Below are 26,142 nucleotides of genomic sequence, written 5' to 3' on the forward strand. Positions count from 1 at the left end.
TGGACCTGGGGCGGCTCCTGGGACACCCCGATCGACTACCAGCACTTCGAGAAGCCCTGACCCGAGCCGGAAAGCACTGGGGATGGACGTCCGGGGCCGCCGCCGCGCGGTCCCGGACCTAGGGCGTGTCTGACAAATATCTCGGTGGGTTGCTGGGATGCTGCTGGTCGTGTCGCGGTTTCAGTTGCTCTCAGACGATCAGTGGGCGTTGATCGAGGATCTGCTACCGGTCCGGACCGGTAAGCGAGGCAGACCCTTCTCGGATGCACGCGCGATGGTCGAAGGGATCATTTACCGGTATCGATGCGGAATCGCGTGGCGGGATGTTCCGGCGGTGTTCGGACCGTGGCAGACGATCTGGACCTGGCATCGCCGGATGGCCGGTGACGGCACCTGGGACACCGTGCTGCAACGCCTGCTCGCCACCGCAGATGCGGCCGGTTTGGTCGACTGGTCGGTGTCGGTGGATTCCACGATCGCCCGGGCGCATCAGCACGCCACCAACATCACCCGTCCCACAGGGGGCTGGGTCGAACTACACGGATCTGCTGACCGAGCCGCCTGACCACGCGATCGGCCGTTCCCGCGGCGGCTGGAGCACCAAGGTGCATCATCTCGTCGACGGGCACGGCCGGCCACTGGTGGCTCTGGTCGGTCCTGGTCAGGCCGGGGACGCGCCGATGTTCCCGCATCTGATGCGGCATCTGCGCATCCGCCGGGCCGGGCGTGGTCGGGCCCGCACCCGGCCCGATCGGGTTCGCGGCGATAAGGCCTATTCCTCGAGGGCGATTCGCGGGCATCTGCGCGCCCGCGGCATCGTCGCAGTGATCCCGGAGCCGGCCGATCAGGCCGGGCACCGCAAACGCCGCGGTTCCCGCGGCGGCCGCCCACCTGCCTTCGATGCGGTCGACTACCGCGGCCGCAACGTGGTCGAACGACAGTTCAACCTGCTCAAACAATGGCGCGGCTTGGCCACTCGCTACGACAAGATGGCCATCGTCTACCGATCTGCGGTCGTCCTGCACGCCGCGATCACTTGGACCAAAGCATTGTCAGACACTCCCTAGTCGCGGCGGGCGTTCTGCAATGCCAGGCCGCGGGGCGTCGCCAGCCGGGTGATCAGGGCGAACAGGCCGTCGCACACGAGCGCCAGGACCACCGCCGCCCGGGACGCGCGTCGCGTCGCGGTCTTGACCTCCTGCGCGTGCTCCTGCATCGCGGCGCGCTCCTGCTGGACATGTTCATGGCCGCGTACGGGCGGTCGTCCGGAGCCTGAACCGCGGCCTCGGCCGAAAGTACGAGACGAGCTCGCTCCAGCGGGTGCGCTCGCGCAGCGAGTCCTAACTTCCCCGGTATGACTACCGAAACAGTGCGGGACAACCCGCCCAGCACGATCATCGCCGCCTTCTTCGGCTTCCTGGTGTCCACGGTCTCGGCGATCGCCGGCGGGCTGCTCATCCTGAGCGCGCGCGACGAAATCGCGGCGACCCTGCGCCGGACGAACCCCACGCTGACGCCGGAGCGGCTCGACCGGCTCACCGTGCTCGCCCAGGTCGTCCCGGCCGCCATCGCCGTGGTCATCGCGCTGGTCTACCTCTGGCTGTCGTTCAGGCTCAAGGCCGGCCGCAACTGGGCCCGCGTCACGCTGACCGTCTTCACCCTGCTGCAGGCCGGTTCGCTGCTCGCCACCGACCCTTCGTGGGCGGGCTACCTGAGCTGCGGGGTGGCCGTCGTCGCGACCGTGCTCAGCTACCTGCCGCCGTCCAACCGGTACTTCGCCCGGGTCCGGCGCGCGGGCTGATCCGGGACGCGGGATCATGACGGCCATGCGCAGAGCGGGGGTGCGGCGCGGCATGCTCGGCGCCGAGCTCGCGGTGCTGGCCGCGGCGATCGTCGCCGACGTGGTGCTGGTGCTGGAGGTGCCCGGCGGGGGCGGTGGCTGGGCCGCGCCGCTGACCGGGGTGCTGGCTTCCACCGGGACGGCGATCCCGGTGCTGGCCGTGCTGCGGCGGCGCTTCCCCCGCCACGTCGGCGTGCTGGGGAGCGTCGTCGCCGCGCTGTCGGCGATCAGCACGGTCGTCGCGGTCACCGCGCACCCGCAGCGCCAGCCGCCGTTCGCCGAGATCGTGGCCGCCGGGCTGCTCACGGCCGCGGCCGGCCGCAAGCTCGAGCCGAAGCACGCGGCCGCGCTGGCGCCGGTCCTCGGCGCGGTGATGATCGCCGCGCCGCTGCTGCGCTACGGCGGCGGCGAACCGGAGACGCTGCTGGCCGTGGCCGCCGCGGCGTACTGGGGTGCCTGCCTCGGGGTCGGGCTGATCCTGCGCGCGGCGGACGGCAGGCAGCGCGACGCGCTGGACCGGGTCCGCAGCCAGGAACGCCTGCAGCTGGCCAGGGAACTGCACGACCTGGTGTCCCACCACGTCAGCGGGATCGTCGTCCGCGTGCAGGCCGCGCGGGCGATCGCCGAAGCGAACGCGGACGTCGGCGGACACGCGGCGGTCTACCGCGAGATCGAGGAAGCCGGCGGCGCGGCACTGGCCGCCGCACGCCGGCTGGTCGGGATGCTGCGGGAGACCCGGGACGTGCCTCCGCTGTCCGGTGCCCTGCTCGGCGATTCGGTGCGCGCGGCCGCCGGGTCCGACGCCCGGGTGGCCGTCGCCGAGGAACTGGACCAGCTGCCGGTGCCGTCCCAGGTGGCCACCACCGTCCACCGCGTCGTGACCGAAGCGCTGACCAACGCCCGGCGGCACGCGCCGGACGCGACCGAGGTGGTCGTCTCCGTCCGCGTCGAGGCCGACGACCTGGTCCTCGAGGTGAGCAACGACGGCGTTGCCGCGAACTCCCGTGCCACGCCGGGCGGGTTCGGGATCATCGGCATGACCGAGCGGCTGGAGATGCTCGGCGGCAGCCTGACCGCGGGGCCGGGACCGGGGGCGCGCTGGACGGTCGTGGCGCGGCTCCCGCTCGGCGGCGAGGACGCGCCCTTCGACGCCTTGCCGAGGGGGCTCTGATGACCATCCGGGTGCTCGTCGCCGACGACCAGGTGCTGGTGCGCACCGGGTTCCGGCTGGTGCTGGACGCCGCGCCGGACATCGAAGTGATCGCCGAAGCCGCCGACGGCGAGGCCGCGGTCCGGCTGGCGCGGCAGCTGCGGCCGGACGTCACGCTGATGGACATCAGAATGCCCAAAGTGGACGGTCTGCGGGCCACCGAGCTGCTGGCCGGGCCGGGCGTCGCCCACCCGCTGCGCGTGGTGGTGGTGACGACCTACGACGCGGACGAGAACGTCTACGCCGCCCTTCTCGGTGGCGCCAGCGGGTTCCTGCTCAAGGACGCCGGTCCGCAGCTGCTGGTCGACGCGGTCCGCGCCGCGGCCGGCGGGGAGGCGATGGTTTCGCCGTCGGTGACCGTGCGCCTGCTCGCCCGGTTCACCGAAAAGGCGCGGCGGCGCGCGCAGGGCACACCGGGCCTGCTGACCGAGCGCGAGTCCGATGTGGTGCTCGCGGTCGCCCGCGGCCGGACCAACGCGGAGATCGCCGACGACCTGCGCGTCTCCCTTTCGACGGTCAAGACGCACCTGGCGAGCGTGCAGCGCAAGCTCGAACTCCGGAACCGCACGGAGATCGCCGTCTGGGCGTGGCAGCGCGGGTTGCTGGGGTGATCTTGACGGGTGTGCGAGACTCGCCGAGTGTGCGGTCAGCGCGGTGACCACCCCGGCCGGGCGGCGAGAAGGGCCGGAGCGGCTGCGGATGGCGGGACGCCGGGTGGTGCAGGCGGTGCTGGACCAGGCGCTCGCCACCGGCGTGGGGGTGTTCGCCGCGCTCGCGGCCGGCCTCGTCGTCATTCCCCTGCTGCAGTGGGGATGGGTGCCGCCGAAAACGATCCTGTGGGGCCCGGCGATCACGTTCTTCGCGGTGAACTACGCCTGTGACGCGGTGATCCAGATCTGGATCCCGGTGCGCCGCGGCGGGGTCACGCCGGGCATGCTGGTCATGGGGCTGCGCGTGGACACCCTGCGCGGCGGGCCGCCGAAGACACGCGCCTACGTCTTCCGGTGGCTGCTGATGACGGTCGACGGCTTGCTGTTCGGGCTGGTGGCCGTGGTCAGCATCGTGGTGACCCGGCGGCGGCAGCGGATCGGCGACCTGGTGGCGCGGACCCTCGTGGTGCGGGCCGCTCCTCGTACTTTTGGTTGATCCCGGCGCCGGGAATGCGCGCCATACTCCGGGTGATCATTCACCCGGACGAGGGGCGTCACGTGAAAAAGAAGACAGCGAGCCGGTTTCTGGTGACCGCCGTGCTGCTCGCGGTGCCGTCGGTTCCCGCGGGAACGGCCGCCGCGGCCACCCCGGACCGCTACACCGGCCAGCAGGTGGTCTGGGGAGCGTGCCCGTTTCCCGTTGCCACCGGGGCGAAACCGGCCGAATGCGCGGTGATCACCGTGCCGCGGGACTGGGCGGACCCGGAGTCCGGGGTGGACCTGAGCGTGTCCGTCAGCCGCGTCGCGGCGACGGGCGAACGCCTCGGCGCGCTGCTGGTGAACCCGGGCGGTCCCGGCGGGCAGGGCAGCTCCCTCGCGGGTGCGCTGGCGGGTCTCGAGCCGAGCGTGAACGAGCGGTACGACTTCATCGGCATGGACCCCCGCGGCACCGGGCACGAAGGGACCGCGGACACCGGGTTCGCCTGCCAGGTCCCGGTGGGACGGCTGCCGCAGGGCCCGCTCGACGCGCGTGACCGCTCGGCGGCGAGCATCGCCGAGCACCGGAAGACGCCGCGGGCGATCGCCGAGGCGTGCCAGAGCGACGCGGTCGCGCCGTTCGTCACGACGTGGCAGACCGCGCACGACATGGACCTGATCCGGACGCTGCTCGGCGACGAAAAGCTCAATTATCTCGGCTATTCCTACGGAACCTGGCTCGGCGCCAAGTACGCGTCGCTGTTCCCCTCGCACGCGGGCAAGGTGGTGCTCGACTCCAGCGTCGACTTCGAAGGCCGGCTCCAGGCCGCGTTCGAGGCGTTCCCGCAGATCGGCCAGCGGCAGACCGACGAGGTCTTCGTACCGTGGCTGGCCCGGCAGTTCCCCGGTCAGCTGGGTGCGTCGCCGGCCGAGGTGAAGCAGAAGATCGAGCGGCTGCGCGGGTTCTACGCCGGGCTCGGTGTCGCACCGGACCAGTTCGACGCCCTGTTCGTCGGCAACGGCAACGAGATCCGCTGGATCCTGGTGGCCGCCGTGCTCGTCGCCGGGGCGGGGGAGCTGGACGGCGAGCCGGCCCAGGCCCCGGCGGCGCTCGCCGGGCTGCTGGACACGGAGTCGACGGCCGTGTTCCGCAAGCGGCTGGCCCAGCTGACCGGCGCCGACGTCGCCGCCGGGCTGGCGGCGGCGGAACCGGACTACCGCAAGGTTTCCGGGACGCGCTACGCGGTGGCGTGCGGCGACCAGCCGACCAGGACCGCCGCCTGGTACCGGCGCCTGTCCGACCGGCAGGGCCCGCGGTACCCGATCTTCGGCTGGGCCTACGGCCTGACCGAGCCGTGCGGGTTCTGGTCCGACCGCCCGCGGCAGACCCTGGCCGGGCTGCCGCCCGAGGTCGCCGGGAACGTGCTGGTGGTCCAGGGCGAGTTCGACCCGCAAACCGGGTACGAGCAGGCACGTTCGGCGGTCCGCGCGGCCGGGGTCCCGCTGGTTTCGGTCGACGACGCGGCCTTCCACGGCCAGTACGCCCTGGGCGGCAACCCGTGCGTCGACGGCATGGTCAACGTCTTCCTGGTCGCGAACTCCCGGCCGGGCTCGGCCACTTGCCCGGGCGTCCCGCTGCCGGGCGAGGACCGCGTCTTCCCGGTCGCCGGCCCGGTCACCGGCAGCCACAGCGCGACGGTCAGCGCCGCCGCCGGTGATCCGGCGTTGCGCACCGCGGTGCGGCACAGCATCGGCGAGCTCAACGGCGGGCGTTGACAGGAACAGCGCACCTTCCTGGCCGTGCTCGCCGGCGCCCTCGTCCTCACGGAAGAGGATCACGGCGGTCTCCGCGGCACGGAACGCGAAGCCGGTCATCTTCGCGACGGTGCCGGCCGGTCGCTGTCGCGTTCTCGGCTTCGAGGCTGTCGGAGGGACCTCAGCGGAACCAGTGGCCCGCGCCCGATCGCATCGGCACGGGACGTGGTTTCGGCGGGAGCGGCAGCGACCCCTGGCTCGGTGGCCACAGCGCCACCTCGGGGACTTCGCGCAGCTGGGCGCGCAGCCTCTGCAGCGGCAGCGGGCGGCGGCGGGTCAGCAACGTCGTGGTGCGCGGGTGGAGTTCCACGAACGGGTAGGTCGTGTGCAGGGCCGCCAGCCGGCGCTCCAGGCGGCGGCTGCGCTCGGTGAGGTCGGCCGCCGGCACCGCGGGTTGGACCACGAGGAACTCCCGCGGGCCGAGCCGGACCGCGCGGTCGAGCGGGCGCAGGCCTTCGCGGAGGAGGTCGGCGATGTTCTGCTCGGTGTGCATGCGGACCCGCGGGCCGTGCCGGCGTTCGACCGCGGCGAGGTCGTCGACCGCGACCAGCACCAGTCCCAGTGGCACGGTGTCGGTGGCGTCGCCGAGCCACGGGGCCATCCCGGCGGGGGTGTCGAGCCCGGTCTCCGGATCGACGGCGGGGCCGGTGGCCGGCGGCGGGAGCGCGCGGTCGCGGGCCTCGTCCAGCTTGACCGCCACGTGCCGCAACGCCGCCTCGGCCCGGCTTTCGACGTCGACCGCCGCCGGGGTCTCGACCGAGGCCAGCACTTCGTCGACCCTTCGCCGCACCGCCGGGGGCAGCCGGTCGCCCATCGCGTCGCGGAGCCGGACGACCTCGGCGTACGCCTCGTCGCGACGCAGGCCCCAGCGACCGTGGAACAGCCGCGCGCGCTCGACGGTGGCCGCCTGCGGGTCGACCTCGTCGAGGTCCTGCGCGACGACGGAAGCACCGAACGTCGGCGACAGCACGGCGACCGACCACTCCCGCGCCATGGGTTCGTCGGGCCGCAGCAGCACGGGCGTGACACCGTGCGGCAGATCGGGCCGCCCGGAGTCGACCATGCCGACGACCGTGACCGCGGCCCGGCGCGCGATCCGCGAGTAGACCTCGCGTTCGCGTTCGAAGTAGGGCAACCGCTGGAACAGGGCGAACACGACCGTGTCTTCGCCCGTGCCGTCGGCGAGGGCCGCACGCTCCACCGCGTGGGACGCCGTCACCAAGGCGCGCTTGGAGAGCACACCGGCACGCGAATGTGCGTCGGGCATCGTGATCGCCTTCTGGGGAGGGGAGTTCCGAACGTAGTCGCGAGCTCCGCTCACCGATAGTCACACGATGGCGTTAACCTGAGACCTCCGGCAGCACCACGCGGCACAGGCGCCGGATCCGGTCGAGGTCGACGTCGGCCGGCAGGCTGTCTTCCTTCGGCAGCTCCTCGGCGAGGGGGTCGACGCCGAACAGCAGGCGCGGCAGCGCCGGGTGGACGACGAGGCCGATCAGCTCGGTCGCCGCCGCTTCGGCCTCGGCGGGGGTGAGCCCCGAAGTGCTTTCCAGGTGCGCCGCGAGGTCGCGGGCGGTGGTGCCGAAGAGGACGTCGTACAGGCCCGCCGCCAGGTCCGGGAGCCGGTCGGCTTCGGCGATGCCGAGGCGGAGCATCCTGGCCACCGACGACCACCGCAGCAGCTGGGCGAACCGCCCGCAGTACCGGACGATCGCCTCCGCCGGCTGCTCGGCGTAGTCGGCGGGCGCGCCCATGCGCTCGCCGAAGAGGGTGCGGACGCGTTCGACGACCGCGACGAACAAGGCGTCCTTGGTCGGGAAGTGCGCGTACAGGGACCGCTTCGAGGTTTCCGCGCGGGCCGCGATCGCGTCCATGGAAGTCCGCTCGAAGCCGGTTTCCAGGAAGGCGACCTTCGCCGTGTCGAGGATGTGCTCGCGCAGCGCTTCGCCGCGTCGGGCCATGGCGTCCACCTCAAAGTATACGGTACAGTGTAGTTTACTTACGCGTCCCTGCGAACGGAGTCATCATCCATGATCGTCGTGACCGCCCCCACCGGGCAGATCGGCAGCAAGCTCGTGCCCGCGCTGCTCGAGCGGGGGGAACCGGTGCGCCTCGTCGCCCGGGACCCGGGCAAGCTGCCCGCCGGCGTGCGGGAGCGAGCCGAGGTCGTCGCCGGGTCGCACCGGGACCGCGCCGTCCTCGACCGCGCCCTCGACGGCGCCGACGCCCTGTTCTGGCTCATGCCGGCCGCCGCGACCGCGAGCAGCCCCTACGAGGCCTACGTGACCGCTTCGATCCCCGGCGCCGACGCCGTCGTGCGCCACGGGGTGCCGCGGGTCGTGGTCGTTTCCGCGCTCGGACGGGGATCGCAGATCTACGCGGGCCACATCTCGGCGTCGCACGCGATGGAGGACCTCTTCCGCAGCACCGGCGCGCACGTGCGCGCGCTCGCGCTGCCCACCTTCATGGACAACATCCTGCGGCAGGCGGCCACGATCCGGGCGGGGGTCGTCTCCGGCACGCTCCCCGCCGGGTTCACGATGCCCTGGATCGCGACGAAGGACATCGCCGCGCTCGCGGCCGGGCTGCTGCTCGACCGGAGCTGGACCGGGCAGGAGCCGGTCGAGGTCCTCGGCGGGGACGACCTGTCCTACTCGGACATCGCGCGGATCCTGACCGAGGTCGCCGGGGTGCCGATCCGGTACGAGCGCGGGGACCGCGCCGCCGTCCGCCGCTTCCTCGTCGACCGCGGCTTCTCGGAGGCGATGGCCCGGTCCGTGGTGGACATGGACGTCGCCGCCGAGCGCGGCATCAACCACGGCACGGCGCGCACCGCCGGGAACACCACGCCCACCACCTTCCGCGAGTTCGCCGAAGAGACCCTCGAGCCTGCGCTGGCCGAGGCGGGTCCGCGTTCCTGAGCGGACGACTCGCGGGGGCTGACGCCGTTCGGTCGAAAATAACCGCAACCGAATGCCGGACGGGTATTCGGCGGCACCGCGACGGAGTATTGACAGTCTCTTCGCGGTGGCGGTTAGCTGACTGCCTCCCCGCTGGATTTCTTCGAGGTGACTGTGCATGGCAGCGCTCGGTCCGGATGCTGATCCGCTTGCCACGCTGGAAAAACTCCGGCGTGCGCACGGAGCCGTGTTCACCGGGCGCGGTGGCGAGATCTACGTTTCCGACCCGGTTCTCGCAAAAGCGATTCTGGCGAACGGAGAAGGGCTTTTCCGGGAGCATTCCGATTTCTTCCGCATCCGGACGGGAATGTTCGCGCCGCGGTCGGCGCAGGTCGAAATCGGGCGGGCGGCCCGTGCGCTGCTGCGGCGGTACGCCCGCGACCACGCCGGCGAGCTCCCCGCGCTCGTCGCCGGCCTGGCGTCCGGGAGCGGCTGGCCGGACGCCGGCAACCGGCTCGTGTACGAACACTTCCGCCCGGCGCTGATCGGGACCGCCCCGTCGGCCGCCCTGCGCGAGACGGTGGACCAGGTCGTCGAACGCGCGGTGCTGGCCGGGGCGCGCGAGCGCCACTCCCGGCTCGCTCGCCACCGGTTCCGCGGGAGGGTCGCCCGGGTGCTGTGCGCCGAACTCGCGGCCCGGCGGGCCCGGCCCGCCGTCGAGCCCGCCGACCTGCTGGACGTCGTCGCGCACGCGGCCACCGGGCGCACCCGGGACGCCGACCTCGCCGAGGTGTTCCTCTCCTGCCTGTTCGCGGTCGCCGGTTCGGTCGGGTTCCTGCTCGGCTGGTCGCTCTACCTCGCCGGCACCGCGGGCACCGGGCCGGTGCACCCCGCCTGGGTGGTGCGCGAAGCGCTGCGGCTCTGGCCGGTGGCGTGGCAGTTCGGCCGCACACCCAGCCGCGAGCACCGGCTCGCCGCGGTCACCGCGAAGCCGGCGGACGAGGTCGTCGTCTGCAGCTACCTCGTGCACCGGGAGCCCGCGTACTGGAGCGAACCGGACGAGTTCCGGCCGGAGCGGTGGGCCTCGGGTGCGGGGCAGGAGGCGTTCATCCCGTTCGGCTGGGGACCGCACGCCTGCACCGGTGCCGGTGTCGCGACCCAGGTCACCGAGACGCTGGTCGGGCTGATCACCGCGGCCCACCGGCTCGAAGTCGCCGCTCCCTCGCCCCGGCCCCAGGTCTCGGCGGCGCTCGCGCCTCCGCGGTTCCACCTGCGGCTGGACCCGGTTTCCCGGTCAGAGGGGAGGTGAGCCCACCGTGTCGAAGATCTTCCGCGCCGCACTGTCCGCGCTGAACATCCGCAGATCCGACCGCCAGTACCGCTGGTACGTGTACCACCACATCTGACCGACCGGCCGGGAGCGGGCCGCGTCCGGCCCGCTCCCCGCCCACGCCGACCGGAGTGCCGATGAACCGGGATGTGCTGCGCGACCTGCGCGGGCCGAGTGCGGCCGCGGGCGGGGTGTTCTGGCGGGCCGGGCTGCTCATGGTGTTCGACGCCGATGCCGCGGAGCAGGCCAACGCCGACAACTACGCCGACCTCACCCTGCCCGACCGCCTGCGCGACCTGCTGCTGCGCCGTCCGAGCACCCCGGTGTCCTGGAAGCGCGTGCGGGCGGCCTGGCTGGCGCAGCTGCGCACGCTCTCCGGTGCAGCCGGCCTGGCGGCGCTGGACGCCCGGATGGACGCGCTGCTGGGCGCGCGGACCGGCGTCCTGCTCAACCTGCCGTGGCTCGCGCACGAGGTCAGTTTCCGTTCCCTGCTCCCGATCGTGCTCGACGGCCTTTCCCCGGCGGACCGCGCGATGATCAGCGAGGACGCGATCGCGAAACTCGCCAGGCTGCTGGGGGAGGCCGAGGAGGAGCCGCCGTGGTGGCGGTCGTGGCGGCCGGTGTCGATCCAGGTCCGGGCCGGGCTGGTGGTCCGCCGCGAACTGCGCCGCCGCGCCCGTGACCCCGGCGCGGCACGGGCGGACCTGACGCAGCCGATCGCCACCGGGCTGCTCGGCGAGCTGGGCATGGACCGGGCGGTCGACGCCGTCACCGCCGTGCTGACCGCCATCGTCGGCCCGCCGGGCGCGGCCGCGGGCTGCGTGCTGTACGAACTGGTCACCCGGCCGGACTGGGCGGACCGCCTCGCCGCCGAGTTCGCCTCGGTGAGCACCGCCGAGCTGTACCGCTCCGGCACCCGGTGCGCGCCGGTGGCGCACCGGTTCGTCAAGGAAGTGCTGCGCCGCTGGACGTCCCCGACGATGCTGACCCGCAGCGTGCGCACCCCGATCAAGGTGGCGGGGCACGACCTCGACGTCGGCAGGCAGTTCGTGCTCAGCCCGGCGATGGTGCACCAGGACCCGCGGCACTGGCGCGACCCGGAGGTGTTCGACCCCGACCGCTGGCTGCCCGGCGCACCCCACGGCCCGGCAGGCGGCCGGCACTACGTGCCCTTCGGGTGGGCGCCGACCGCGTGCGTGGGCGCCGGGCTCGGCCTGTGCCAGCTCGTGCTGCTGTGCCGGCTGCTGTGCACCACCTACCGGATCGAGCTGCCGGAGGCGGCGACGCCGAGCGTGGAGATCGGCCCCGTCCCGCGGCCGCTCGGCTTCGACGGCCGGGTGACCACCCGGGACCGGCGGACGGCCACCCCCGACGATTGAGGGAACGGCCCGTCGCGGGGCACCGGCCGGAGCGGTTCCGGCCGGTGCCCCCGGTGCGGCGGGATCAGGGGAGCTGAGCCACCTCCGCGTCCGACAGCGCCTTGCCGGCCACGACGACGTCGTCGACCGCGCCGTGCCAGAAGTCGACGTTGCGGCCGTCGTACTTGGCGCGCCCGACCGTGAACGCGCCGGTGCTCGGCAGCGCCGGTCCGGCCGGGGCCGTCGCGACCTTCACCCCGTCCACGTAGAGCCGGATCTCGCTGCCGGCCCGCACCCCGGTGACCTGGTACCAGCGGCCGATCTCCGGCACGACCTCGTACCGGGCCCGGTTGCCGCCCGGCGTGCTGAACGCGAACGCACCCTGCCCGTACTGCAGGTAGAAGGGGTTTTCGCGGTCCCGGCCGTCCTGGCTCACCGCGGTCGCGTAGTTGCCGGGCAGCTCGTCGAGCCGCACCTTCGCGGACACGGTGTAGTCACCGGTCGTGTCGACGACCGGGCCGTAGGTGTCGGCGGAGCCGTCGGAGAACTGCAGCGCGCCGTCCTTGAACGCCGCCCCGGTCGGGGTGAGCGTCAGCGGGTTGCGGCCGCCGCTCGAGTCCTTCGCGGTGGTTCCGCCGCGCTCGTCGAAGTGCCACGCACCCTGGCCCGCGTACGGATAGGGCTTGCCCGCGTCGGCACCGGCTTCGATGACCCGCCGGTTGATCTCGCGGACGGGACCCGGGTCGACCTTGATGCGCTTGCGGTCGTAGGTCCAGAGCCCGTTGAGCTCGCCCTCGAGGTCGGTGACCTGCGTGTAGACCGAAGCCGACAGCTCGGCCCTGGCCTGTCCGAGGTAGAACGTGCGGGTGTTGTCGACGTACTTCGCCGTCAGCGCCGCCTTGTCCGCCACGCCGCTGTAGATCGCGATCGGCGCACCCGGCCACTGGTGGCCCGGCGTGCGCAGCGTGAAGCCGCCGTGCTCGCCGTCCACCGCGACCCGCCTGCCGTCCGAGCGGGCCGGGTCGGTGTTGTTGTAGTCGTGGTGGTCGATGACGTCGCCCGCACCCGAGTCACCCTTGGAGGCACAGCAGTTCACCCCGCTGTGGGCGTTGACGATCCGGCTCGGGTCGGCCGCCTTGACCTGCTCGGTGATCCGGCCGGTCGCGGCCCGGTCCCACTCGCCCCAGCCCTCGTTGAACACGACCCAGGCGTAGACGGACGGGTTGTTCTGCAGCTGGTGCATCTCTTCCAGGCCCTGGCTCAGCCAGGCCTGCTGCGCGGCCGGGTTGTTGCCGTCCTCGACGGACACGAAGTCCTGCCACACCAGCAGCCCGAGCTGGTCCGCGTGGTAGTACCAGCGGGCCGGCTCGACCTTGATGTGCTTGCGGACGGCGTTGAAGCCGAGGTCCTTCTGCGCCTTCAGGTCGAAGACGAGGGCGTCGTCGCTCGGCGCGGTGTTCAGGCCGTCCGGGTAGAAGCCCTGGTCCAGCTGCATCAGGGAGAAGAACGGCTTGCCGTTGAGCGTCAGCTTCGGCGTGCCGCCGACGTTCGTGATGCCGGTGGACCGCATGCCGAAGTAGCTCTTGACCCGGTCGCCGCCCAGCTTGATCTCCAGCTGGTACAGGTACGGGTCGTCCGGCGTCCACAGGTGCGCGTTCGGCACGGGCAGCTTGAGATCGGCGTTCGCCGGCCCGCTGACCGTGCCGACCTGGCGGCCGCGAGCGTCCTTGGCGACCACGGTGGCGACGGCGTTGCCGGCGGACTTGACGTTGACCGCCAGCGAACTGGTGGTGAGGTCGGGAGTCGTCTTGATCTCGTCGATGCCCTTGTCCGCCACCGGTTCCAGCCACACGGTCTGCCAGATGCCCGACGACGGCGTGTAGAAGATGCCACCGGGGTTGGGGGACTGCTTGCCCTTGGGCTGGTACGGGCCGGTCGTGTCGGTGACGGCGACGACGATCTCCTGCTCGGCACCGCGCTCGAGGGCGTCGGTGATGTCGGCGCCGAAGGCCGTGTAGCCGCCGGTGTGCTCGGCGACGGGCTTGCCGTTCACCCAGACCTTGGCCTGGTAGTCGACCGCGCCGAAGTTGAGCTTGAGGCGCTGGCCGCCGCCGATCTTCCAGTCGCGCGGGACGGTGACCGTGCGGCGGTAGAACATGTGGTCCTCGTGCCGTTCGAGCCCGGAGAGCTGCGACTCGATCGGGTAAGGCACGACGACCTTCTCGGGCAGCTTCCTGCCGAACGCCGGCTGCTGGCCCTCCTTGGCCGCCGAGAACTCCCACGGGCCGTTGAGGTTGAGCCACTTGTCGCGTTCGAGCTGCGGCCGCGGGTACTCCGGCAGCGGGTTGCGGGTGTCGACGTGCTCGCCCCACGGCGTCCGGAGCCGTTCGGCGGAGGCGTTCGAGACCGTGCGCCCGGACTTGCCGATCTTCGTGCCGTTGACCGCGAGCGCGCCGGCACCGTCGTAGTAGAGGGTGACCCGCTGGCCCTTCAGGACCCGTTCGGCCAGCCGGATGGTGGCCCGATCGCGGCCGGCCGCGATCGAGGAGACGGGCATCGGCGTCGCGTCGACCTCGATGCGGAGGTGGTCCTTCAGGTCGCTCGTCCCCGAGACCCGGCCGTCGAAGCCGGTGGCGAGCGTCAGCCCGTCCCGGGACACCTCGGCGGTGCGCGGCACGACCTGGAAGCCGGTGGGCGGCGTGAACGCCGACAGCGGCACGATCTGCTTCGCGATGGCGGCGCTCGACCAGCGCAGGAACATGTTCGCGCCACCGGTGTCCTGGAACATCTCGAGCTTGAAGTCGTACTGCCGGCCGGCGGTCAGCGTGACCGGGGCGCTGGTCTGCTCCTTGTCCCAGTCGCCGACCCAGTGGTCGATCACCGGTGTGCCGTCGAGGAACAGCCGGAACCCGTTGTCACCGATGGCGTAGAAGGTGTAGTCGCCGCTCTGCGGCACGGCGAGCTGCCCGCTCCACCGGGCGGTGGTGTCCTCCGTGCGCCCGGCGACCAGGCCGAAGACCGAGGTCAGGTCCGCGTGGTCGATTTCCGAGTCGAGCGCGGTCCCGGCCAGGTTCGCGAAGTCGTGCGCGCCGGGGGCGGACGTGGTGAAGTACTCGGCTTTCAGGCCGTGCACGGGCTCGGCGCCCCCCGCGGGCGGCGCGCCGGACGCCACACCGGACGTCACGCCGAGCGCCACCAGGAGCGCGACGAGTACGGAAGCGGCTCTTCTCATGGGCGGGGACCCTTCGTTTTTACAACGTTGTAAAATGATTCTCGGGGGATCCAATCAGACACATCGGACTCCTGGCTACCGCCGAACGGTGGTATGCGAAGGGCCGGTTGCCGGGGTTCGGCGGCAGCGGGACTCGGTCGCTCGAGTACCGTGGGCGGGGATGCCACTGATCGCCGCCGTCGACGACACCGTCGACGTCGAATACGGCCAGTTCGTGCTGCAGGAGCTCGCCATGACCCGCAGCCCGCTCACCTTGCCCGTCCCGGCCGGGGCCTGGACCGCCGTCGGCGGCGCCGGGGGGCTGCTCCTGCACAGTGCCGCCACCGATCACGCGCCCGCCGTCCGCATCGAACTCTGGGACGGCGCGCCGGCCGGGGACACCGCGGAGTGGGACGAGGTCCTCGACCTGACGTGCGACCTCGCCGCCGACGTCCGGCTGCAGTCGGTGACCGCGACGCCGGGCCACCACACGCTTCCCATCACCCACCCGGGCGCCCACCACGCCCGAATCCACGCCGGCAACCAGCGCGACGCGGGTCGGCTGGGCGAAGGCAGTTGGGCCGAGGGCGTCGAACGCTGGCTGATCCAGCTCTGGCCCGTTTGAGGGGGAGCCGGAATTCAGTACCGCTCACCCTTCGGGTGCAGCGGCGGGGGAATCCAGTCCGGAGCACCGCCGATCGGCCCAGCCCCGACTCCTCGGCCGAGGACCAATTCCTCTACCGGCAGAACGGTTTCCGGCCCAGGATCGGCACCGCGGGCGGCTCGGAAGCGAAAGGAGTCAACGGTGTCGATCCATGTGGAGCAACCTGCGGCCTACGACCTGGTCGGAACCATCATCCAGGTGGCCGGCGTGGCCGGCGGGGCGTTCGAAGCGACTTTCGGGTACCGCATCCACGACGGGCACGACGAGGTCACCGGCTCGTTCCTGGCGGGCGACGGCACCGGCGGGCACGGCCAGTTCCAGTTCACCGTCGACGTCACCGGTGCGGCCTTCCAGCTGGACCGGTTGTACGTGGACGTGTTCCACGCTTCGCCGAACAACGGTGCGGAGCTGGACAAGGTGGTCGTTCCGGTGGTCTTCGGCCCCAAGATCGTCCCGGGCTACCAGGCCTACCTGGAGCACGTCGTGGTCGCCGGCGAGACGCTCTGGAGCATCGCCACGAAGTACTACGGCTCGGGGAACTTCTACCACCGGCTGGTGGCCGCCAACCCGGTCACCGTCCCGAACCCGAACGTCATCCACGCGGGCGACGTGATCCGGGTGCCGCAGGGAACCTGAGCCCGAACCGGTGCACACCGGAGTGGCGCCGCGAGGTGTCACCCCGGTGCCGGGCCGGGACGGCGGGCCGGATCGAGGAGCCGGTACTCCGCGTTCACCAGCTCGAGCAGCTCCGCCACGGACGTCTCCGCCGACTGGCGGTCGAGGGTGATTTCGCCGTGCTGCACCAGGTTCACCCGGTCGCAGATGTCGATCACCTGTCCGTAGTTGTGGGCGATGAGGATGATCCCGATGTCCCCGCGCTGCTTCAGCTCGTGCAGCAGCCGCAGGATCACCGCGCTCTCCTTGGCACCCATCGCGGCGAGCGGTTCGTCCAGCAGCAGGAGCTTCGCCTTCGAATACACCGAGCGGGCCACCGCGATCGCCTGGCGCTGGCCGCCGGAAAGCATGCCCACTTCGGCGGTCACCGACGGGATGGCGATGCCGATCGAATCCAGGGCCTCCCGTGCCCGGCGCTTCATCTCGCGGCGGCGCAGGAACGGGATCGGGCGGTGCGTCAGCTCGCGGTTGAGGTGCAGGTTCAGGTACACCGGCAGGTCGTCGACCATCGCCAGGTCCTGGAACACCGTCTCGATGCCCAGCGAGCGCGCGTGCACCACGGACTTGAGCGTCACCGGCTCGCCCTCGAACAGCAGGCGCCCGCCGTCCGGCTGGTGGTAGCCGGTGAGGATCTTGATCAGCGTCGACTTGCCGGCGCCGTTGTCCCCGATGAGCCCGAGGATCTCGCCACGCCGGACGTGCAGGTTGATGTCGGCGAGGGCGGTGACCGGGCCGAACACCTTGCTGATGCCCTCGGCCCGGATGATCTCGCCGGTCATGTCCGCTCCCGGGCGCCGACGCGCTTGCGCACCACGATCAGCGACACGTTCAGCACCATCGCGCCCAGGATGGCCGCGCCGAGCACCACGTTGAACGCGTTCGCGCTGACGCCGGTCAGGTTGAAGCCGTCGAACACGATCCCCAGCAGCAGCGCGCCGAGGAACGCGCCGGCCACCGTGCCGGAACCGCCGAGCAGGGCCGTGCCGCCGATCACGGCCGAGGCGACGGCGAAGAACATCGTGGTGAACCCGCCGTTGGTCGGGTCGTAGGAGCCGACGCGGGTGCCCTGCAGGAGCCCGGCGAGCCCGGCGAGGGTGCTGGTGATCGCGAAGTTGACCACCTTCACCCGGTTGACCGGGATCCCGGACTCCGCGGCACCCACCGGGTTGCCGCCGGTGGCCTGGGTGTGGATGCCGAACCGCGTCGCGGACAGGACCACCTGCATGACGAGGACCACGGCGAGCGCCCACAGGAACTCGCTCCAGCGCGCCCCGCCGAAGACCTCGAGCAGCCCGCTGCCCTTCGGCGCCCCGACCGGGCGGGCGTTCGAGATGATCAGGACCAAGCCCTGCAACAGGAAAGCCATGCCGAGGGTGGTGATGAACGACGGGATGCCCAGCACGGTCCGGACCAGCCCGTTGACCAGGCCGACCAGCGCGCTCACCACGAGCGCGCCGAGCAGCGCCGGCCACAGCGGCCACCCGTTGACGTACAGCTGCATCAACACGAACGGCGAAAGGGTGAACACGAAACCGGCGGACAGGTCGATCTCCCCGCAGATCAGCAGCATCACCTGGCCCGCGGCGATGATGGACCACGGTGCGACGTACTGGGCGATCGTCTGGTAGTTGTCCGCGGAGTTGAACGCGCTGCTGGTGGCCGTGAAGTAGCTCCCGGCGGCGACCGTGACCAGCAGGATGCTCAGCTCCTTGACGCGCATCACGCCGAGCAGCAGCGGCCTCAACGACATCGCCCCGCTACCGGCTCGGCACCGTCGCCGGCGGCAACGGGATGGCGGCGGGCATGGCGATCACGTCCTTGTTGTCCCCGCCCTCGAACCGGCTGCGGGCGGTCGCGTACGGCCCGACGTTCTCCTTGGTGACGAAGGTGAGGCCGGTGTCGGTGGCCGGCGGGGCGACGAGCGTGCCGGACAACCGGAACAGGTACAGGTACAGCACCGACAGGAAGCCCTGCAGGTACGGGGACTGGTCGATGGTGAAGTCGAGCGCGCCGCTCTTCACGCCGGTGACGGTGTCGTCGAGCAGGTCGAACCCGCCGCTGCCGATCTTGCCGGCCAATCCGCGGTCGGCGACGAGCTTCGCGCACGCGGCCGTGCTGCCGGCGTCGACCGCGTAGATCCCTTTCGCCCCGGGGTTTCCGGTGTAGGCGGCGGTCATCGCGTTGAGCTCACCGGCCTGCTCGGCACCGGTGTTCACGGACCGGACCTGCACGCCGGGAGCGCCTTGCTTGAGCGCGTCGGTGATGCCGTCGAGCCGCGGCTGGACGTTGTTGCCGCCCGGCTGCGAAATGCCGACCAGGATGTCGCCGGCGGTGACCTTCTGCGCGATGCGTTGCCCCATGCGGAATCCGGACAGGTACAGGTCCTGGCCGACGTAGGCGAGCGGGTAGTTGCCCGCCGCGCTCGCGTTGTAGGCGATCACCGGGATGCCCGCGCCCAGCGCCCGCTTGGTGAGCTCGACGAAGGCGTTGTCGTCGGTCAGCGCGACGGCGATCCCGTCGGCCTTGCCGGTGATCGCGGTCTCCATGGCGCTCGCCATCTGGGCCACGTTCCCGTTTTCCGAGCCGGTCCACTGCGGCTCGGGCAGCCCGAGCAGCGCCGCGGCGTCGGCGAGCCCGGACCGCGTCGGGACGAAGAAGGAGTTCGTGGTGACGTGGTTGACGAACACGAACCGCCAGCCGGGCGTGCTCGGGAACGGCCCGGACCGGCCGCCGTTCTGGGCTTCCTGGACACCGGTGCACGCGGCGAGCAGCGCGCTCGCGGCCGCCGTGCCGCCGGCCAGGCCGAGGTGTTTGAGGACGGTTCTTCTTGGTGTGACGCGTGTTTCAGCAGTCATCTGACCCCGCGATCGTCGCAGCGGACCGAGCGGAACTGCCGACGACCGTAGCAGACGTATGATGTCTACACCAGGTCGTCGGCAGGCTCCGGCAAGTTGTCCACTTCGCGGGCGAAAGTGGGCATCAGACGTATGTTGTTTGGTCTGGACCAGTCGCCCGCCTCAGCGGATCGGGTTCGGCGTGATGTCCTGCGCGAACAGGTTCCCGTTCGAACTCCCGACGTGCACGTGGTACCCGCGGCCGCCGACGTTGACCGTGATGTGCGGTCTCGGGTCCGCGTGGCCCGCGGCGCCGCCGAGGCCGCCCTGGTGGATGCCCGCCGTCTGCTGCCAGCCGCGGCCTTCCTCCATCTGCCGCAGCAGTTCCTTCGCCCGGCGTGCTCCCTCGCCGCGGCCGGCGGCGAGGTTCTCCAGGATGCCGACGAACTTCTTGTCGCTGATCTCCGTCACCGGGACGTTCGCGTTGCCGTGGAACACCGGCTGGCCCGGGCGGTTGTTGGCCAGCACCGGGTTGTTCGCCTTGCCGCCCTTGCACTTGCCCTTCCCGCCCTTGAGCCCGACCGGATCGAGCCAGCCGGTCGGGTTGCGGACGTAGGCGTGCGGGTTGGTGCCACCGCCGAGGCCGATCGGGTCCGGGCTGATGTACCGGCCGGTTTCCGGTTCGTAGTACCGGTTCACGTTGTAGTGCAGGCCCGTCTCGGCGTCGAAGTACTGGCCGGGGAACCGCAGCGGCGTCGGCGCCGGGGCCGTGGTTTCCACGCCCCACAGCGTCTGCGTCGCGTGCCAGGTGATCCGGCCGGTTTCGTCCACCAGCTCGGCCGGGCTGCCGATCAGGTCGGCGACGACGGCGTGGAACTGCTCGTCGACGCCGCCGTCCGCGCGCGACCGGCGGTCCAGCACGCTCACCGGCACCGGCCGGTCGGGTTCCCAGTCCCACGTCGTGACCCGCGCCGGCGCACCCGCCGTCGTGACGATCTCCTCGGCCGGGACGAGCCCGTCCCAGACGAAGGTGGTCTCGGCGGCCGTCGTGCCGCCGGGCCCGAGAAGCCGCTTCGCCACGCGACGGCCCAGCGCGTCGTAGGCGTAGCGCCACTCGCTGCCGTCCGGCGTCCGGACCTGCTCGAGCCGGTCGTCGGCGTTCCACCCGAACGTCCACTCGCCGCCCGGCTGCCGCCGCCCGGTCAGGCGGCCCAGTTCGTCGTAGCGGTAGTGGACGTCCCCGGCGCGGCGGACCTGCGTCCCGGTGTACTCGCGGGAGCCCGCGGTGGCGTGGCGGGTCGTCCAGTCGGCGGTGGTGACGTTGCCCAGCGCGTCGTAGGCGTAGCGCTCGACGCCCGTCCGGTGGCGCAGCCCGGTGACGCGGCCCAGCCGGTCCAGCGCGAAGTCCCGGCGGCCGGACAGCAGGTCGTCGACGCCGGCGAGCACGTCGTCGGCCCGGTGGTGGTAGGCGCGGCGCTGCCGCGGCTGCCCGTCCGGGCCGGCCACGACCTGTTCGACCAGCCGGTCGTTGGCGTCCCAGCGCTGGGCCAGCGTCGCCCCGCCGAGGACGCGCTCGACCTCGCGCCCGGCGGCGTCGTGGGCGAACCGGATGGACCGGCCGGCGGTGGCCAGCTCGGCCGGGGCGCCCGCCGCGTCGTAGGTCCAGGTGCTGGTGACGCCGCCGGCGGTGTGGCGCGCGGTCCGCAACCCGCTGCGGTCGTACCGGGACCGGACTTCCCGGCCGTTGCAGCTTTCCGCCACCACGCGGCCGAGGCGGTCGTAGGCCAGGGTGAGGTCGGCGTCGGCGTTCGTCGCCCGCACCAGCCGGTCCGCGGCGTCGTAGGCGTACGTGGTGACGCTGTCCCCGCAGCGCTTGCCGGTCAGCCGGCCCAGCGCGTCCCACGTGTACGTCGTCGGGATTCCGGTGCCGGGGACGCTTTCCAGCAGCTGTCCGGCGGCGTCGCGGCGGTAGGTGACGACCCGGCCGTCGAAGTCGGTCTCCCCGATGACCCGCCCCGCCGCGTCGCGGTGGATCCGCCACTGCGCGCCGGTGGCGTTGGTGACCGCGACGAGCCGCAGCTCGGTGTCGTACTCGAACCGGGTGCGGCTGCCGTCCGGGGCGATCTCGCAGACGGGCAGGTCGAACGGCCCGAAGTCGGTGCGGGTGACCGCCCCGGTGGCGTCGGTCCGCTCGGTCGCGTTCACCTCGCCGTCGTAGGTGAAGCGCTCCACCGCGCCGTCGGGGGAGATGCGCTTCCAGAGCTCGCCCTCGACCGTCCACGCGAACTGCGTCGTGTGCCCCGCCGGATCGGTGACCGACTCGACGCGGCCCAGCCGGTCGTAGCCGTAGGTCGTCCGGCCGCCGGCCGGGTCGAGGACCACCCGCGGCTTGCCCAGCGCGTCGCACTCGATCCCGGTGGTGCGGCCCTCCTCGTCGGTGAACGAGCTGAGCGCACCGCGCTCGTCGTGGCCGTAGCGGCGGACCCCGCCCATCGGGTCGGTGGTCGCGACGAGCCGGCCGGCGTCGTCGTAGTCGTAGGTCCAGACCGCGCCGTCGGGCTCGACGGCCGCGCGCGGGCGGCCCCGCGAGTCGAAGCGGACACTGCGCACGCTGCCGTCCGGGCGGGTCTCGGACGTCCGCCTGCCCTGCTCGTCGTAGCCGTAGCGGGTGACGCGGCCGAGCGGGTCGGTGGTGGCGAGCAGGCGGTCGTGCCGGTCCCACTCGTAGGTCGTGACGCCGCCGAGCGGGTCGGTCTCCCGGACGAGCTGGAACTCCTCGTTCAGCTCGAAGGTGGTGGTGTGCCCGAGCGAGTCGGTGGCGCGGTTGACGCGGTTTTCCCGGTCGTAGGCGAAGCTGTAGCTCAGCACCCCGCGCGGCCCGGTGCCGCGGACGCACCGGTCCCGCTCGTCGTAGGTGAACTCGTAGCCCCACCCGTTGCGGTCCCGCCAGGCGGTGATGCGGCCGGCGTCGTCATAGCCGAACCGGTATGGCCGGCCCGACGAGTTGACCACCTCGGTCAGGTGCCCGCGCTCGTCGTAGGCGAAGCGGGCGAGGGTGACGCGGTCGCCGTCGTCCGCGCCGACGGAGGCGAGCTCGGTGATCCGGCCGCCGTCGGTGGCGACCGCGATCCGGTGCCCGGCCGAGTGCCGGACCTCGCGCAGGACGCCGCCGGTGTCGCGGTCGAAGGTGATCCGGTGGCCGTCGGCGTCGGAGATCGCGGTCAGCCAGCCGGTGTCGCCGCCGGCGGGGAAGTGCAGGGAACGGCCGAGGTCCGGCTGGTCGAGGAGGTACTCGTCGCCGAGCCGCCGCAGCGGCCACCACGGGCCGTCCACCGGCGTGACGGCGGTGGCGCCCGGGACCGGGTAGACGAGGAGGGTGCCGTCCTCGGCGGCGAAGTCGACGCGGCCGTCGCCGGGTTCGAGGCGCTGGTCGGCGGTCGACGCCCAGGATCGTCCGAAGTGGACACCGCTGCGGTAGCCGGAGAAGTGGCTGCGCTCCAGCACGAGCGCCAGGACGCCGTCGATCTCGACGTCGGTCTGGCCGAGCATCATCCGGCCGGTCGTCATGTCGATCGGGTCGCCGCTGCCCGGCCGGCAGTCGACCGGGGTCGAGTTCTCCTTGGGCGCGCCGTTGTGGTCGGCCAGCCCGCCGTCGCGCGGCTTGCCCCCGCCGTCCCTCGGCTTGCCGCCGCCCGGGCCCTTGCCGCCGCCGGAAGGCGTGGTGCCGCCGTTCGAAGACGGCGTGTCGTCGGGCCCCTTGGACGCCGGCGGCGGGTCGTTCTTCGGCGGCGGCGGGTCGCCCTTGGCGCCGGAAGTGCTGGTGCCGTCGCCCTTCGCCCCCGAAGGCGTGGTGCCGTCGCCCTTCGGCGGCGGCGCGTCCGGGCCGCCCTTGCCGTGGGGTCCACCGATGTCCTTCGGGCCGCCCTTGATGTCCGCGTGCTTGGGTGGCGGCGCGGTCTTGCCCGGCTTGATCTTCCGCAGGGCCTTCGCCGCGTCCCCGAACAGGTCCCCGGCCCGTTTCAACAGCGGGATCAGTGCCTTCAACGCCGTGACCAGCCGCTTCACCAGGTCCGCGATCTTCGACGCGGTCTTCGCCACCGCGCCGATCACCTGCGGCACCACCCAGGTCATCCCGATGCCGAGGGTGAACACCACCTGCAGCGCCCAGCTGATCAGGTGCCCGACCAGCTCCGCGATGATGTCCCGCACCAGCGCCCGCACCGCCGCGACGACCTCGCCGGCCGTCTTGACCCCGCTGGACGCGCCCTCGCAGCCCTTCTGCGCGGTCTCCAGCAACGTCACGGTGTCCTGCGCCCGCTGCCGGTAGGTGTCCGCGGCGGCACCGGTCCAGGACGAGACGTCGGTCTCGACCATGCTGGTCAGGTCCTCGCCGACGCTGCCCAGCTCGGTCGCGATGTTCTTCCAGGTCTCCGACTGCGCCGCGATCTCGTCGGCGTTGCCGGTCAGCCCGTTCAACGCCTCCTTCAGCGGGCCGACGTGCTCGATCAGCCAGCCGACCCCGGCGGCGAGGATCGCCCCGAAGGGGTCCATCGCCATCGACAGCGCGTCCAGCGCCGTGCCGACCGCTCCCATCGCGACGGACGCCCAGTCGCCGCTTTCGATGGCCGATTTCAGGTCGTTCGCCGTTTCCAGCAGCGAAATGCCCGAATACGCTTTCGTGGAGTCCTTGGTTTCCGCGACCAGCGGGTTGCTCACCGGACGACCTTTCCGCAGCTCTTCGTGGACCGGGTCGGCGCCCGGTGCACGTCCCCCTCCGAGCTCACCCGGCGGGAGGATAGCAATGCCGCCACGGCGGGTGTTCCCGTTCGTGCCGGACTGCCCGAACGGCCACGGTTCGCGGCTTATCGGGCAGCCGCCGGATTCCGCCGCAGGTCAGGGGTGGGCAGCCGGGGTGCCCCGGACACCGGGACGATTGCCTAAAATCCGAGTAAAAGTGTTCCGTCGCCGGACGTCCGGGTGGTTCCCTCTGTTAGGTAACTTTCCTAACTATCGGAGGAGGGTCCCGCTCATGTCGTCCCGTAGCCGCTCCGCTGTGGTGGCCGCCGCTCTGACGCTCGTGGCACCGTTCGCGGTCAAGACCGCCGACGCCGCCACGGCGGACGCCGCCCCCTCGTACACCGCCGCCCAGGTGCTGGCCGGCGTCAAGAAGAACAGCACGACCGCGAACAAGGTCAACACCAAGGCCCACATCAACACCATGACGCGGGCGAAGAACGTGAACGTGTACCAGGTGACGCCGGGCGTCTACGCCTACAGCTCCGGCCTGGCCGTCGACACCGACGGCAGCGACCCCGACCCCGATCCCGACCACCAGGGCCAGACGACCTTCCAGGACAGCAACGGCAAGCAGCTGGGCGCGCACCACGTGCCGTTCTACGTGCTGGGCGACGACTGCTGGGACCGCAAGAGCCCCTGCCCGCACTTCTTCTACAAGGAACACGGCATCAAGGGCAGGCAGTTCGCGCTGGTGTTCTACAAGAGCAAGGTCATCGGCGCCATCTTCGGCGACACGCAGACCGGCAACAGCCAGACGACTTCGGACAACGACTCCCGCGAACTGGGGGAGGCGTCGGTGAAGGCGGCCTCGCTGCTCGGCATCCCCAGCAGCGGCACCACCGGCGGCGTCGACAACGGCGTGACGGTGGTGATCTTCTCCGGCTCGTCCTGGGTCGTGAACGGCACCAACGCCACCCTCAACAGCAACGCCCAGGCCCTGGTGAGCAAGGCCCTGGACACCCTCGGCGCCGAACTCGGGCTCTGAGCCCACCCCCGGCGGCGGCCTCAGCGGTAGGTGCCGCGGATCGTGTGGCTGCCGTCGGGGGCCGTGGCCTCGACGCGGTAGGTGTCGAGACCGGGGTCGCGGGGGCCGGCGGCGTGGTTGTACTGCACCGCGAAGATCTGCTGCGCGGCCGGGACGGTCCGGCCCGGCTTGAGCACCCAGCGGAAGACCACCGCACCGTCGCTTTCCTGGGCGGTGACGGTGAAATCGTCCGCGGGCGCGGTCTGCCACTGACCGGTGCTCTGCACCCCGCCGGTCTGCGCGACGCGCACCTCCACGACGAACGCGGTCAGCGGACGGCCCGCGTCCACGGTGAGCTTGCTCTGGGACCAGAACACGGTGCTGTGCGGGTCGACGGCGCCCTGCCCCGACAGCGGCCCGTCGGTGACCCGGGCACCCGCCGGGACGGCCGGGGTGGCCGGCGGCGGGGTGCTCGGCGACGGCCGTCCGGTGGTCGTCCGGTTCGGCTGCCCCTGAGCGGGCGGCGAGGCCGGACCGGTGGGGGAGGGCGAGGCGCTGGGCGCCGCGGTCGTGGCCGGCACGGAGAGCGTGGTGTCCCCGTCCGGGCGCGCCGGCGTCGTCTGGCCGCTCCCGGCGACCGCGAAACCGGCGACGGCCAGGACACCGGCCGCGGCGGAGCCGGCGAGCACCACCTTCGGCCACGACCGGGCGATACCCGGCCGCGGCCGCACCGCGGTGCCCGCCACACCGCGGTGCACGCGGGCCAGGATCCGTTCGCGGTCGGGCTGGTGCGCTTCGGCGGCTTCGCGCAGCCGCCTGCCGATCTCTTCGTTCACCGGCTCCTCCGTTCCGTCGCCAGGTGCCCGGCGGCGCCGGCGCCGAGCAGGCGTTCCAGCTCGGCCAGCGCTTTCGAGGTCTGGCTCTTCACCGCGCCCACCGAGATGCCCAGTGCCCGCGCGGTGTCCTTTTCGGACAGGTCGAAGGCGTGCCTGAGGACGACGCAGGCCCGTTTCCCGAACGGCAGCCGGTCCAGCGCCGCCCGCACGTCCACCACGGCGGCCACGTCGGGACTCCGGTCGTGCTGCGCGCCCGGCGGCCAGAACAGGGCGATCCGGCGGCGCTCGCGCGTCGCGCTGCGGACCCGTTCCCGCGCCAGGTTCGCGACCACCCCGCGGGCGTAGGCGACCGGGCGCTCGGCGCCGCGCAGCCGGTCCCAGCGCTGCCACAGGGCGATCAGGGCGTCGGCGGCGAGGTCGTCGGCGGCGTCGGGCTCGCCGGTCAGGAGAAAGGCGAACCGGGCCAATCCGGCGTAGTGCCGTTCGAAGAAGTCGTGGAACTCCCTCGATGTGTCCTCGAGGAACATGGGTCTCGGCTGTCCTCTTCCTACCCGTGCCCCGCCCGGGGCGGCGGCCCGCCG

General features: G+C 72.2%; 21 protein-coding genes and 2 pseudogenes. 13 read left to right on the forward strand and 10 right to left on the reverse strand.

All coding sequences use genetic code 11. The features are described from left to right. Together ABZX11_RS44490 and ABZX11_RS44495 are read left to right on the forward strand one after the other, a co-directional pair. The coding region (locus ABZX11_RS44490) for a M15 family metallopeptidase (protein WP_354924792.1) at window positions 1–60 on the forward strand (60 nt) is incomplete at its 5' end. Window positions 61–157: 97 nt separating this feature from the next. Further along, a pseudogene (locus tag ABZX11_RS44495) lies at window positions 158–1,067 on the forward strand (IS5 family transposase). On the opposite strand, the pseudogene ABZX11_RS44500 reads toward ABZX11_RS44495, so the two are convergent. Continuing rightward, window positions 1,064–1,165, reverse strand: a pseudogene (locus tag ABZX11_RS44500) (ABC transporter permease); the annotation flags it as partial. The pseudogenes ABZX11_RS44495 and ABZX11_RS44500 overlap by 4 nt on opposite strands. Before the next feature lie 189 nt (window positions 1,166–1,354). On the opposite strand from ABZX11_RS44500, the gene ABZX11_RS44505 reads away from it, so the two are divergent. The 5 genes from ABZX11_RS44505 to ABZX11_RS44525 all read left to right on the forward strand — a co-directional run bounded on the left by ABZX11_RS44505 (window position 1,355) and on the right by ABZX11_RS44525 (window position 5,953). Beyond that, window positions 1,355–1,801 (forward strand): hypothetical protein, encoded by a 447-nt coding sequence (locus tag ABZX11_RS44505; RefSeq protein ID WP_176170404.1) that lies wholly within the window; start codon window positions 1,355–1,357, stop codon window positions 1,799–1,801. A gap of 25 nt (window positions 1,802–1,826) precedes the next feature. Beyond that, on the forward strand, window positions 1,827–3,011 hold the full coding sequence (locus ABZX11_RS44510; protein WP_354924744.1) for a histidine kinase: 1,185 nt from the start codon (window positions 1,827–1,829) through the stop codon (window positions 3,009–3,011). Continuing rightward, window positions 3,011–3,661: a response regulator transcription factor gene (locus tag ABZX11_RS44515; RefSeq protein ID WP_176170403.1), complete on the forward strand. Its 651-nt coding sequence runs from the start codon at window positions 3,011–3,013 to the stop codon at window positions 3,659–3,661. Before ABZX11_RS44510 ends, ABZX11_RS44515 begins: the two co-directional genes overlap by 1 nt. Window positions 3,662–3,704: 43 nt before the next feature. Then, a complete protein-coding gene (locus ABZX11_RS44520) occupies window positions 3,705–4,196 on the forward strand; it encodes an RDD family protein (RefSeq protein WP_176170402.1) in 492 nt (163 codons plus the stop codon). 62 nt (window positions 4,197–4,258) lie between these two features. Further along, the gene (locus ABZX11_RS44525; protein ID WP_354924747.1) at window positions 4,259–5,953 is read left to right on the forward strand and encodes an alpha/beta fold hydrolase; all 1,695 of its coding nucleotides are present in this window, start codon (window positions 4,259–4,261) and stop codon (window positions 5,951–5,953) included. 160 nt (window positions 5,954–6,113) lie between these two features. Here ABZX11_RS44525 and ABZX11_RS44530 read toward each other — a convergent pair whose 3' ends face one another. After that, a complete protein-coding gene (locus ABZX11_RS44530; RefSeq protein ID WP_176170400.1) occupies window positions 6,114–7,259 on the reverse strand; it encodes a DICT sensory domain-containing protein in 1,146 nt (381 codons plus the stop codon). Window positions 7,260–7,332: 73 nt separating this feature from the next. After that, on the reverse strand, window positions 7,333–7,953 hold the full coding sequence (locus tag ABZX11_RS44535) for a TetR/AcrR family transcriptional regulator (RefSeq protein ID WP_354924749.1): 621 nt from the start codon (window positions 7,951–7,953) through the stop codon (window positions 7,333–7,335). A gap of 69 nt (window positions 7,954–8,022) precedes the next feature. Here ABZX11_RS44535 and ABZX11_RS44540 point away from each other — a divergent pair, with 69 nt between their 5' ends. From ABZX11_RS44540 to ABZX11_RS44550, 3 genes are all read left to right on the forward strand, one after another. Further along, window positions 8,023–8,913 carry an NAD(P)H-binding protein gene (locus ABZX11_RS44540; protein WP_354924751.1) on the forward strand — a complete coding sequence of 297 codons (891 nt, stop codon included), beginning with the start codon at window positions 8,023–8,025 and terminating at the stop codon, window positions 8,911–8,913. A gap of 346 nt (window positions 8,914–9,259) precedes the next feature. After that, a complete protein-coding gene (locus tag ABZX11_RS44545) occupies window positions 9,260–10,201 on the forward strand; it encodes a cytochrome P450 (RefSeq protein WP_354924753.1) in 942 nt (313 codons plus the stop codon). Window positions 10,202–10,359: 158 nt separating this feature from the next. Next, entirely contained in the window at window positions 10,360–11,601 is a 1,242-nt protein-coding gene (locus tag ABZX11_RS44550) for a cytochrome P450 (RefSeq protein WP_354924755.1), read from the forward strand. A gap of 64 nt (window positions 11,602–11,665) precedes the next feature. Here the strand turns inward: ABZX11_RS44550 and ABZX11_RS44555 are convergent, their stop codons facing one another. Continuing rightward, window positions 11,666–14,812 carry a LamG-like jellyroll fold domain-containing protein gene (locus ABZX11_RS44555; protein WP_354924757.1) on the reverse strand — a complete coding sequence of 1,049 codons (3,147 nt, stop codon included), beginning with the start codon at window positions 14,810–14,812 and terminating at the stop codon, window positions 11,666–11,668. A gap of 160 nt (window positions 14,813–14,972) precedes the next feature. Here ABZX11_RS44555 and ABZX11_RS44560 point away from each other — a divergent pair, with 160 nt between their 5' ends. After that, window positions 14,973–15,416, forward strand: coding sequence for a hypothetical protein (locus tag ABZX11_RS44560; RefSeq protein ID WP_176170395.1), 444 nt, complete (start codon window positions 14,973–14,975; stop codon window positions 15,414–15,416). Between the two features lie 180 nt (window positions 15,417–15,596). Further along, complete coding sequence (locus tag ABZX11_RS44565) at window positions 15,597–16,091, forward strand: Gmad2 immunoglobulin-like domain-containing protein (protein WP_354924759.1); 495 nt, start codon at window positions 15,597–15,599, stop codon at window positions 16,089–16,091. 38 nt (window positions 16,092–16,129) lie between these two features. Here the strand turns inward: ABZX11_RS44565 and ABZX11_RS44570 are convergent, their stop codons facing one another. From ABZX11_RS44570 to ABZX11_RS44585, 4 genes are all read right to left on the reverse strand, one after another. Continuing rightward, on the reverse strand, window positions 16,130–16,909 hold the full coding sequence (locus tag ABZX11_RS44570; RefSeq protein ID WP_354924761.1) for an ATP-binding cassette domain-containing protein: 780 nt from the start codon (window positions 16,907–16,909) through the stop codon (window positions 16,130–16,132). Further along, on the reverse strand, window positions 16,906–17,880 hold the full coding sequence (locus ABZX11_RS44575; RefSeq protein WP_176170392.1) for an ABC transporter permease: 975 nt from the start codon (window positions 17,878–17,880) through the stop codon (window positions 16,906–16,908). The genes ABZX11_RS44570 and ABZX11_RS44575 overlap by 4 nt, the downstream gene beginning before the upstream one ends. Window positions 17,881–17,887: 7 nt before the next feature. Then, window positions 17,888–18,985, reverse strand: a complete 1,098-nt coding sequence (locus tag ABZX11_RS44580) for a substrate-binding domain-containing protein (protein WP_354924763.1) — start codon at window positions 18,983–18,985, stop codon at window positions 17,888–17,890. Between the two features lie 162 nt (window positions 18,986–19,147). Beyond that, window positions 19,148–23,680, reverse strand: coding sequence for an RHS repeat-associated core domain-containing protein (locus tag ABZX11_RS44585; protein WP_354924765.1), 4,533 nt, complete (start codon window positions 23,678–23,680; stop codon window positions 19,148–19,150). Between the two features lie 313 nt (window positions 23,681–23,993). Here ABZX11_RS44585 and ABZX11_RS44590 point away from each other — a divergent pair, with 313 nt between their 5' ends. After that, window positions 23,994–24,746 carry a glycoside hydrolase family 75 protein gene (locus tag ABZX11_RS44590; RefSeq protein WP_354924767.1) on the forward strand — a complete coding sequence of 251 codons (753 nt, stop codon included), beginning with the start codon at window positions 23,994–23,996 and terminating at the stop codon, window positions 24,744–24,746. Window positions 24,747–24,766: 20 nt separating this feature from the next. On the opposite strand, the gene ABZX11_RS44595 is transcribed toward ABZX11_RS44590, so the two are convergent. Both ABZX11_RS44595 and ABZX11_RS44600 read right to left on the reverse strand, forming a co-directional pair. Next, a complete protein-coding gene (locus tag ABZX11_RS44595; RefSeq protein WP_354924769.1) occupies window positions 24,767–25,561 on the reverse strand; it encodes a hypothetical protein in 795 nt (264 codons plus the stop codon). Continuing rightward, window positions 25,558–26,088, reverse strand: coding sequence for a SigE family RNA polymerase sigma factor (locus ABZX11_RS44600; RefSeq protein ID WP_176170388.1), 531 nt, complete (start codon window positions 26,086–26,088; stop codon window positions 25,558–25,560). Before ABZX11_RS44600 ends, ABZX11_RS44595 begins: the two co-directional genes overlap by 4 nt. Window positions 26,089–26,142: the final 54 nt, after the last annotated feature.

The sequence above is a fragment of the Amycolatopsis sp. NPDC004169 genome (assembly GCF_040610315.1).
Classification (GTDB): Bacteria; Actinomycetota; Actinomycetes; order Mycobacteriales; family Pseudonocardiaceae; genus Amycolatopsis.

Excerpts from the sequence above, each read along its gene's own strand:
- ABZX11_RS44505 (WP_176170404.1), top strand. The coding sequence starts at position 1,355 with ATGACTACCGAAACAGTGCGGGACAACCCGCCCAGCACGATCATCGCC.
- ABZX11_RS44510 (WP_354924744.1), top strand. The coding sequence starts at position 1,827 with ATGCGCAGAGCGGGGGTGCGGCGCGGCATGCTCGGCGCCGAGCTCGCG.
- ABZX11_RS44515 (WP_176170403.1), top strand. The coding sequence starts at position 3,011 with ATGACCATCCGGGTGCTCGTCGCCGACGACCAGGTGCTGGTGCGCACC.
- ABZX11_RS44530 (WP_176170400.1), bottom strand. The coding sequence starts at position 7,259 with ATGCCCGACGCACATTCGCGTGCCGGTGTGCTCTCCAAGCGCGCCTTG.
- ABZX11_RS44535 (WP_354924749.1), bottom strand. The coding sequence starts at position 7,953 with ATGGCCCGACGCGGCGAAGCGCTGCGCGAGCACATCCTCGACACGGCG.
- ABZX11_RS44540 (WP_354924751.1), top strand. The coding sequence starts at position 8,023 with ATGATCGTCGTGACCGCCCCCACCGGGCAGATCGGCAGCAAGCTCGTG.
- ABZX11_RS44545 (WP_354924753.1), top strand. The coding sequence starts at position 9,260 with ATGTTCGCGCCGCGGTCGGCGCAGGTCGAAATCGGGCGGGCGGCCCGT.
- ABZX11_RS44550 (WP_354924755.1), top strand. The coding sequence starts at position 10,360 with ATGAACCGGGATGTGCTGCGCGACCTGCGCGGGCCGAGTGCGGCCGCG.
- ABZX11_RS44555 (WP_354924757.1), bottom strand. The coding sequence starts at position 14,812 with ATGAGAAGAGCCGCTTCCGTACTCGTCGCGCTCCTGGTGGCGCTCGGC.
- ABZX11_RS44560 (WP_176170395.1), top strand. The coding sequence starts at position 14,973 with ATGCCACTGATCGCCGCCGTCGACGACACCGTCGACGTCGAATACGGC.
- ABZX11_RS44570 (WP_354924761.1), bottom strand. The coding sequence starts at position 16,909 with ATGACCGGCGAGATCATCCGGGCCGAGGGCATCAGCAAGGTGTTCGGC.
- ABZX11_RS44575 (WP_176170392.1), bottom strand. The coding sequence starts at position 17,880 with ATGTCGTTGAGGCCGCTGCTGCTCGGCGTGATGCGCGTCAAGGAGCTG.
- ABZX11_RS44580 (WP_354924763.1), bottom strand. The coding sequence starts at position 18,985 with ATGACTGCTGAAACACGCGTCACACCAAGAAGAACCGTCCTCAAACAC.
- ABZX11_RS44590 (WP_354924767.1), top strand. The coding sequence starts at position 23,994 with ATGTCGTCCCGTAGCCGCTCCGCTGTGGTGGCCGCCGCTCTGACGCTC.
- ABZX11_RS44600 (WP_176170388.1), bottom strand. The coding sequence starts at position 26,088 with ATGTTCCTCGAGGACACATCGAGGGAGTTCCACGACTTCTTCGAACGG.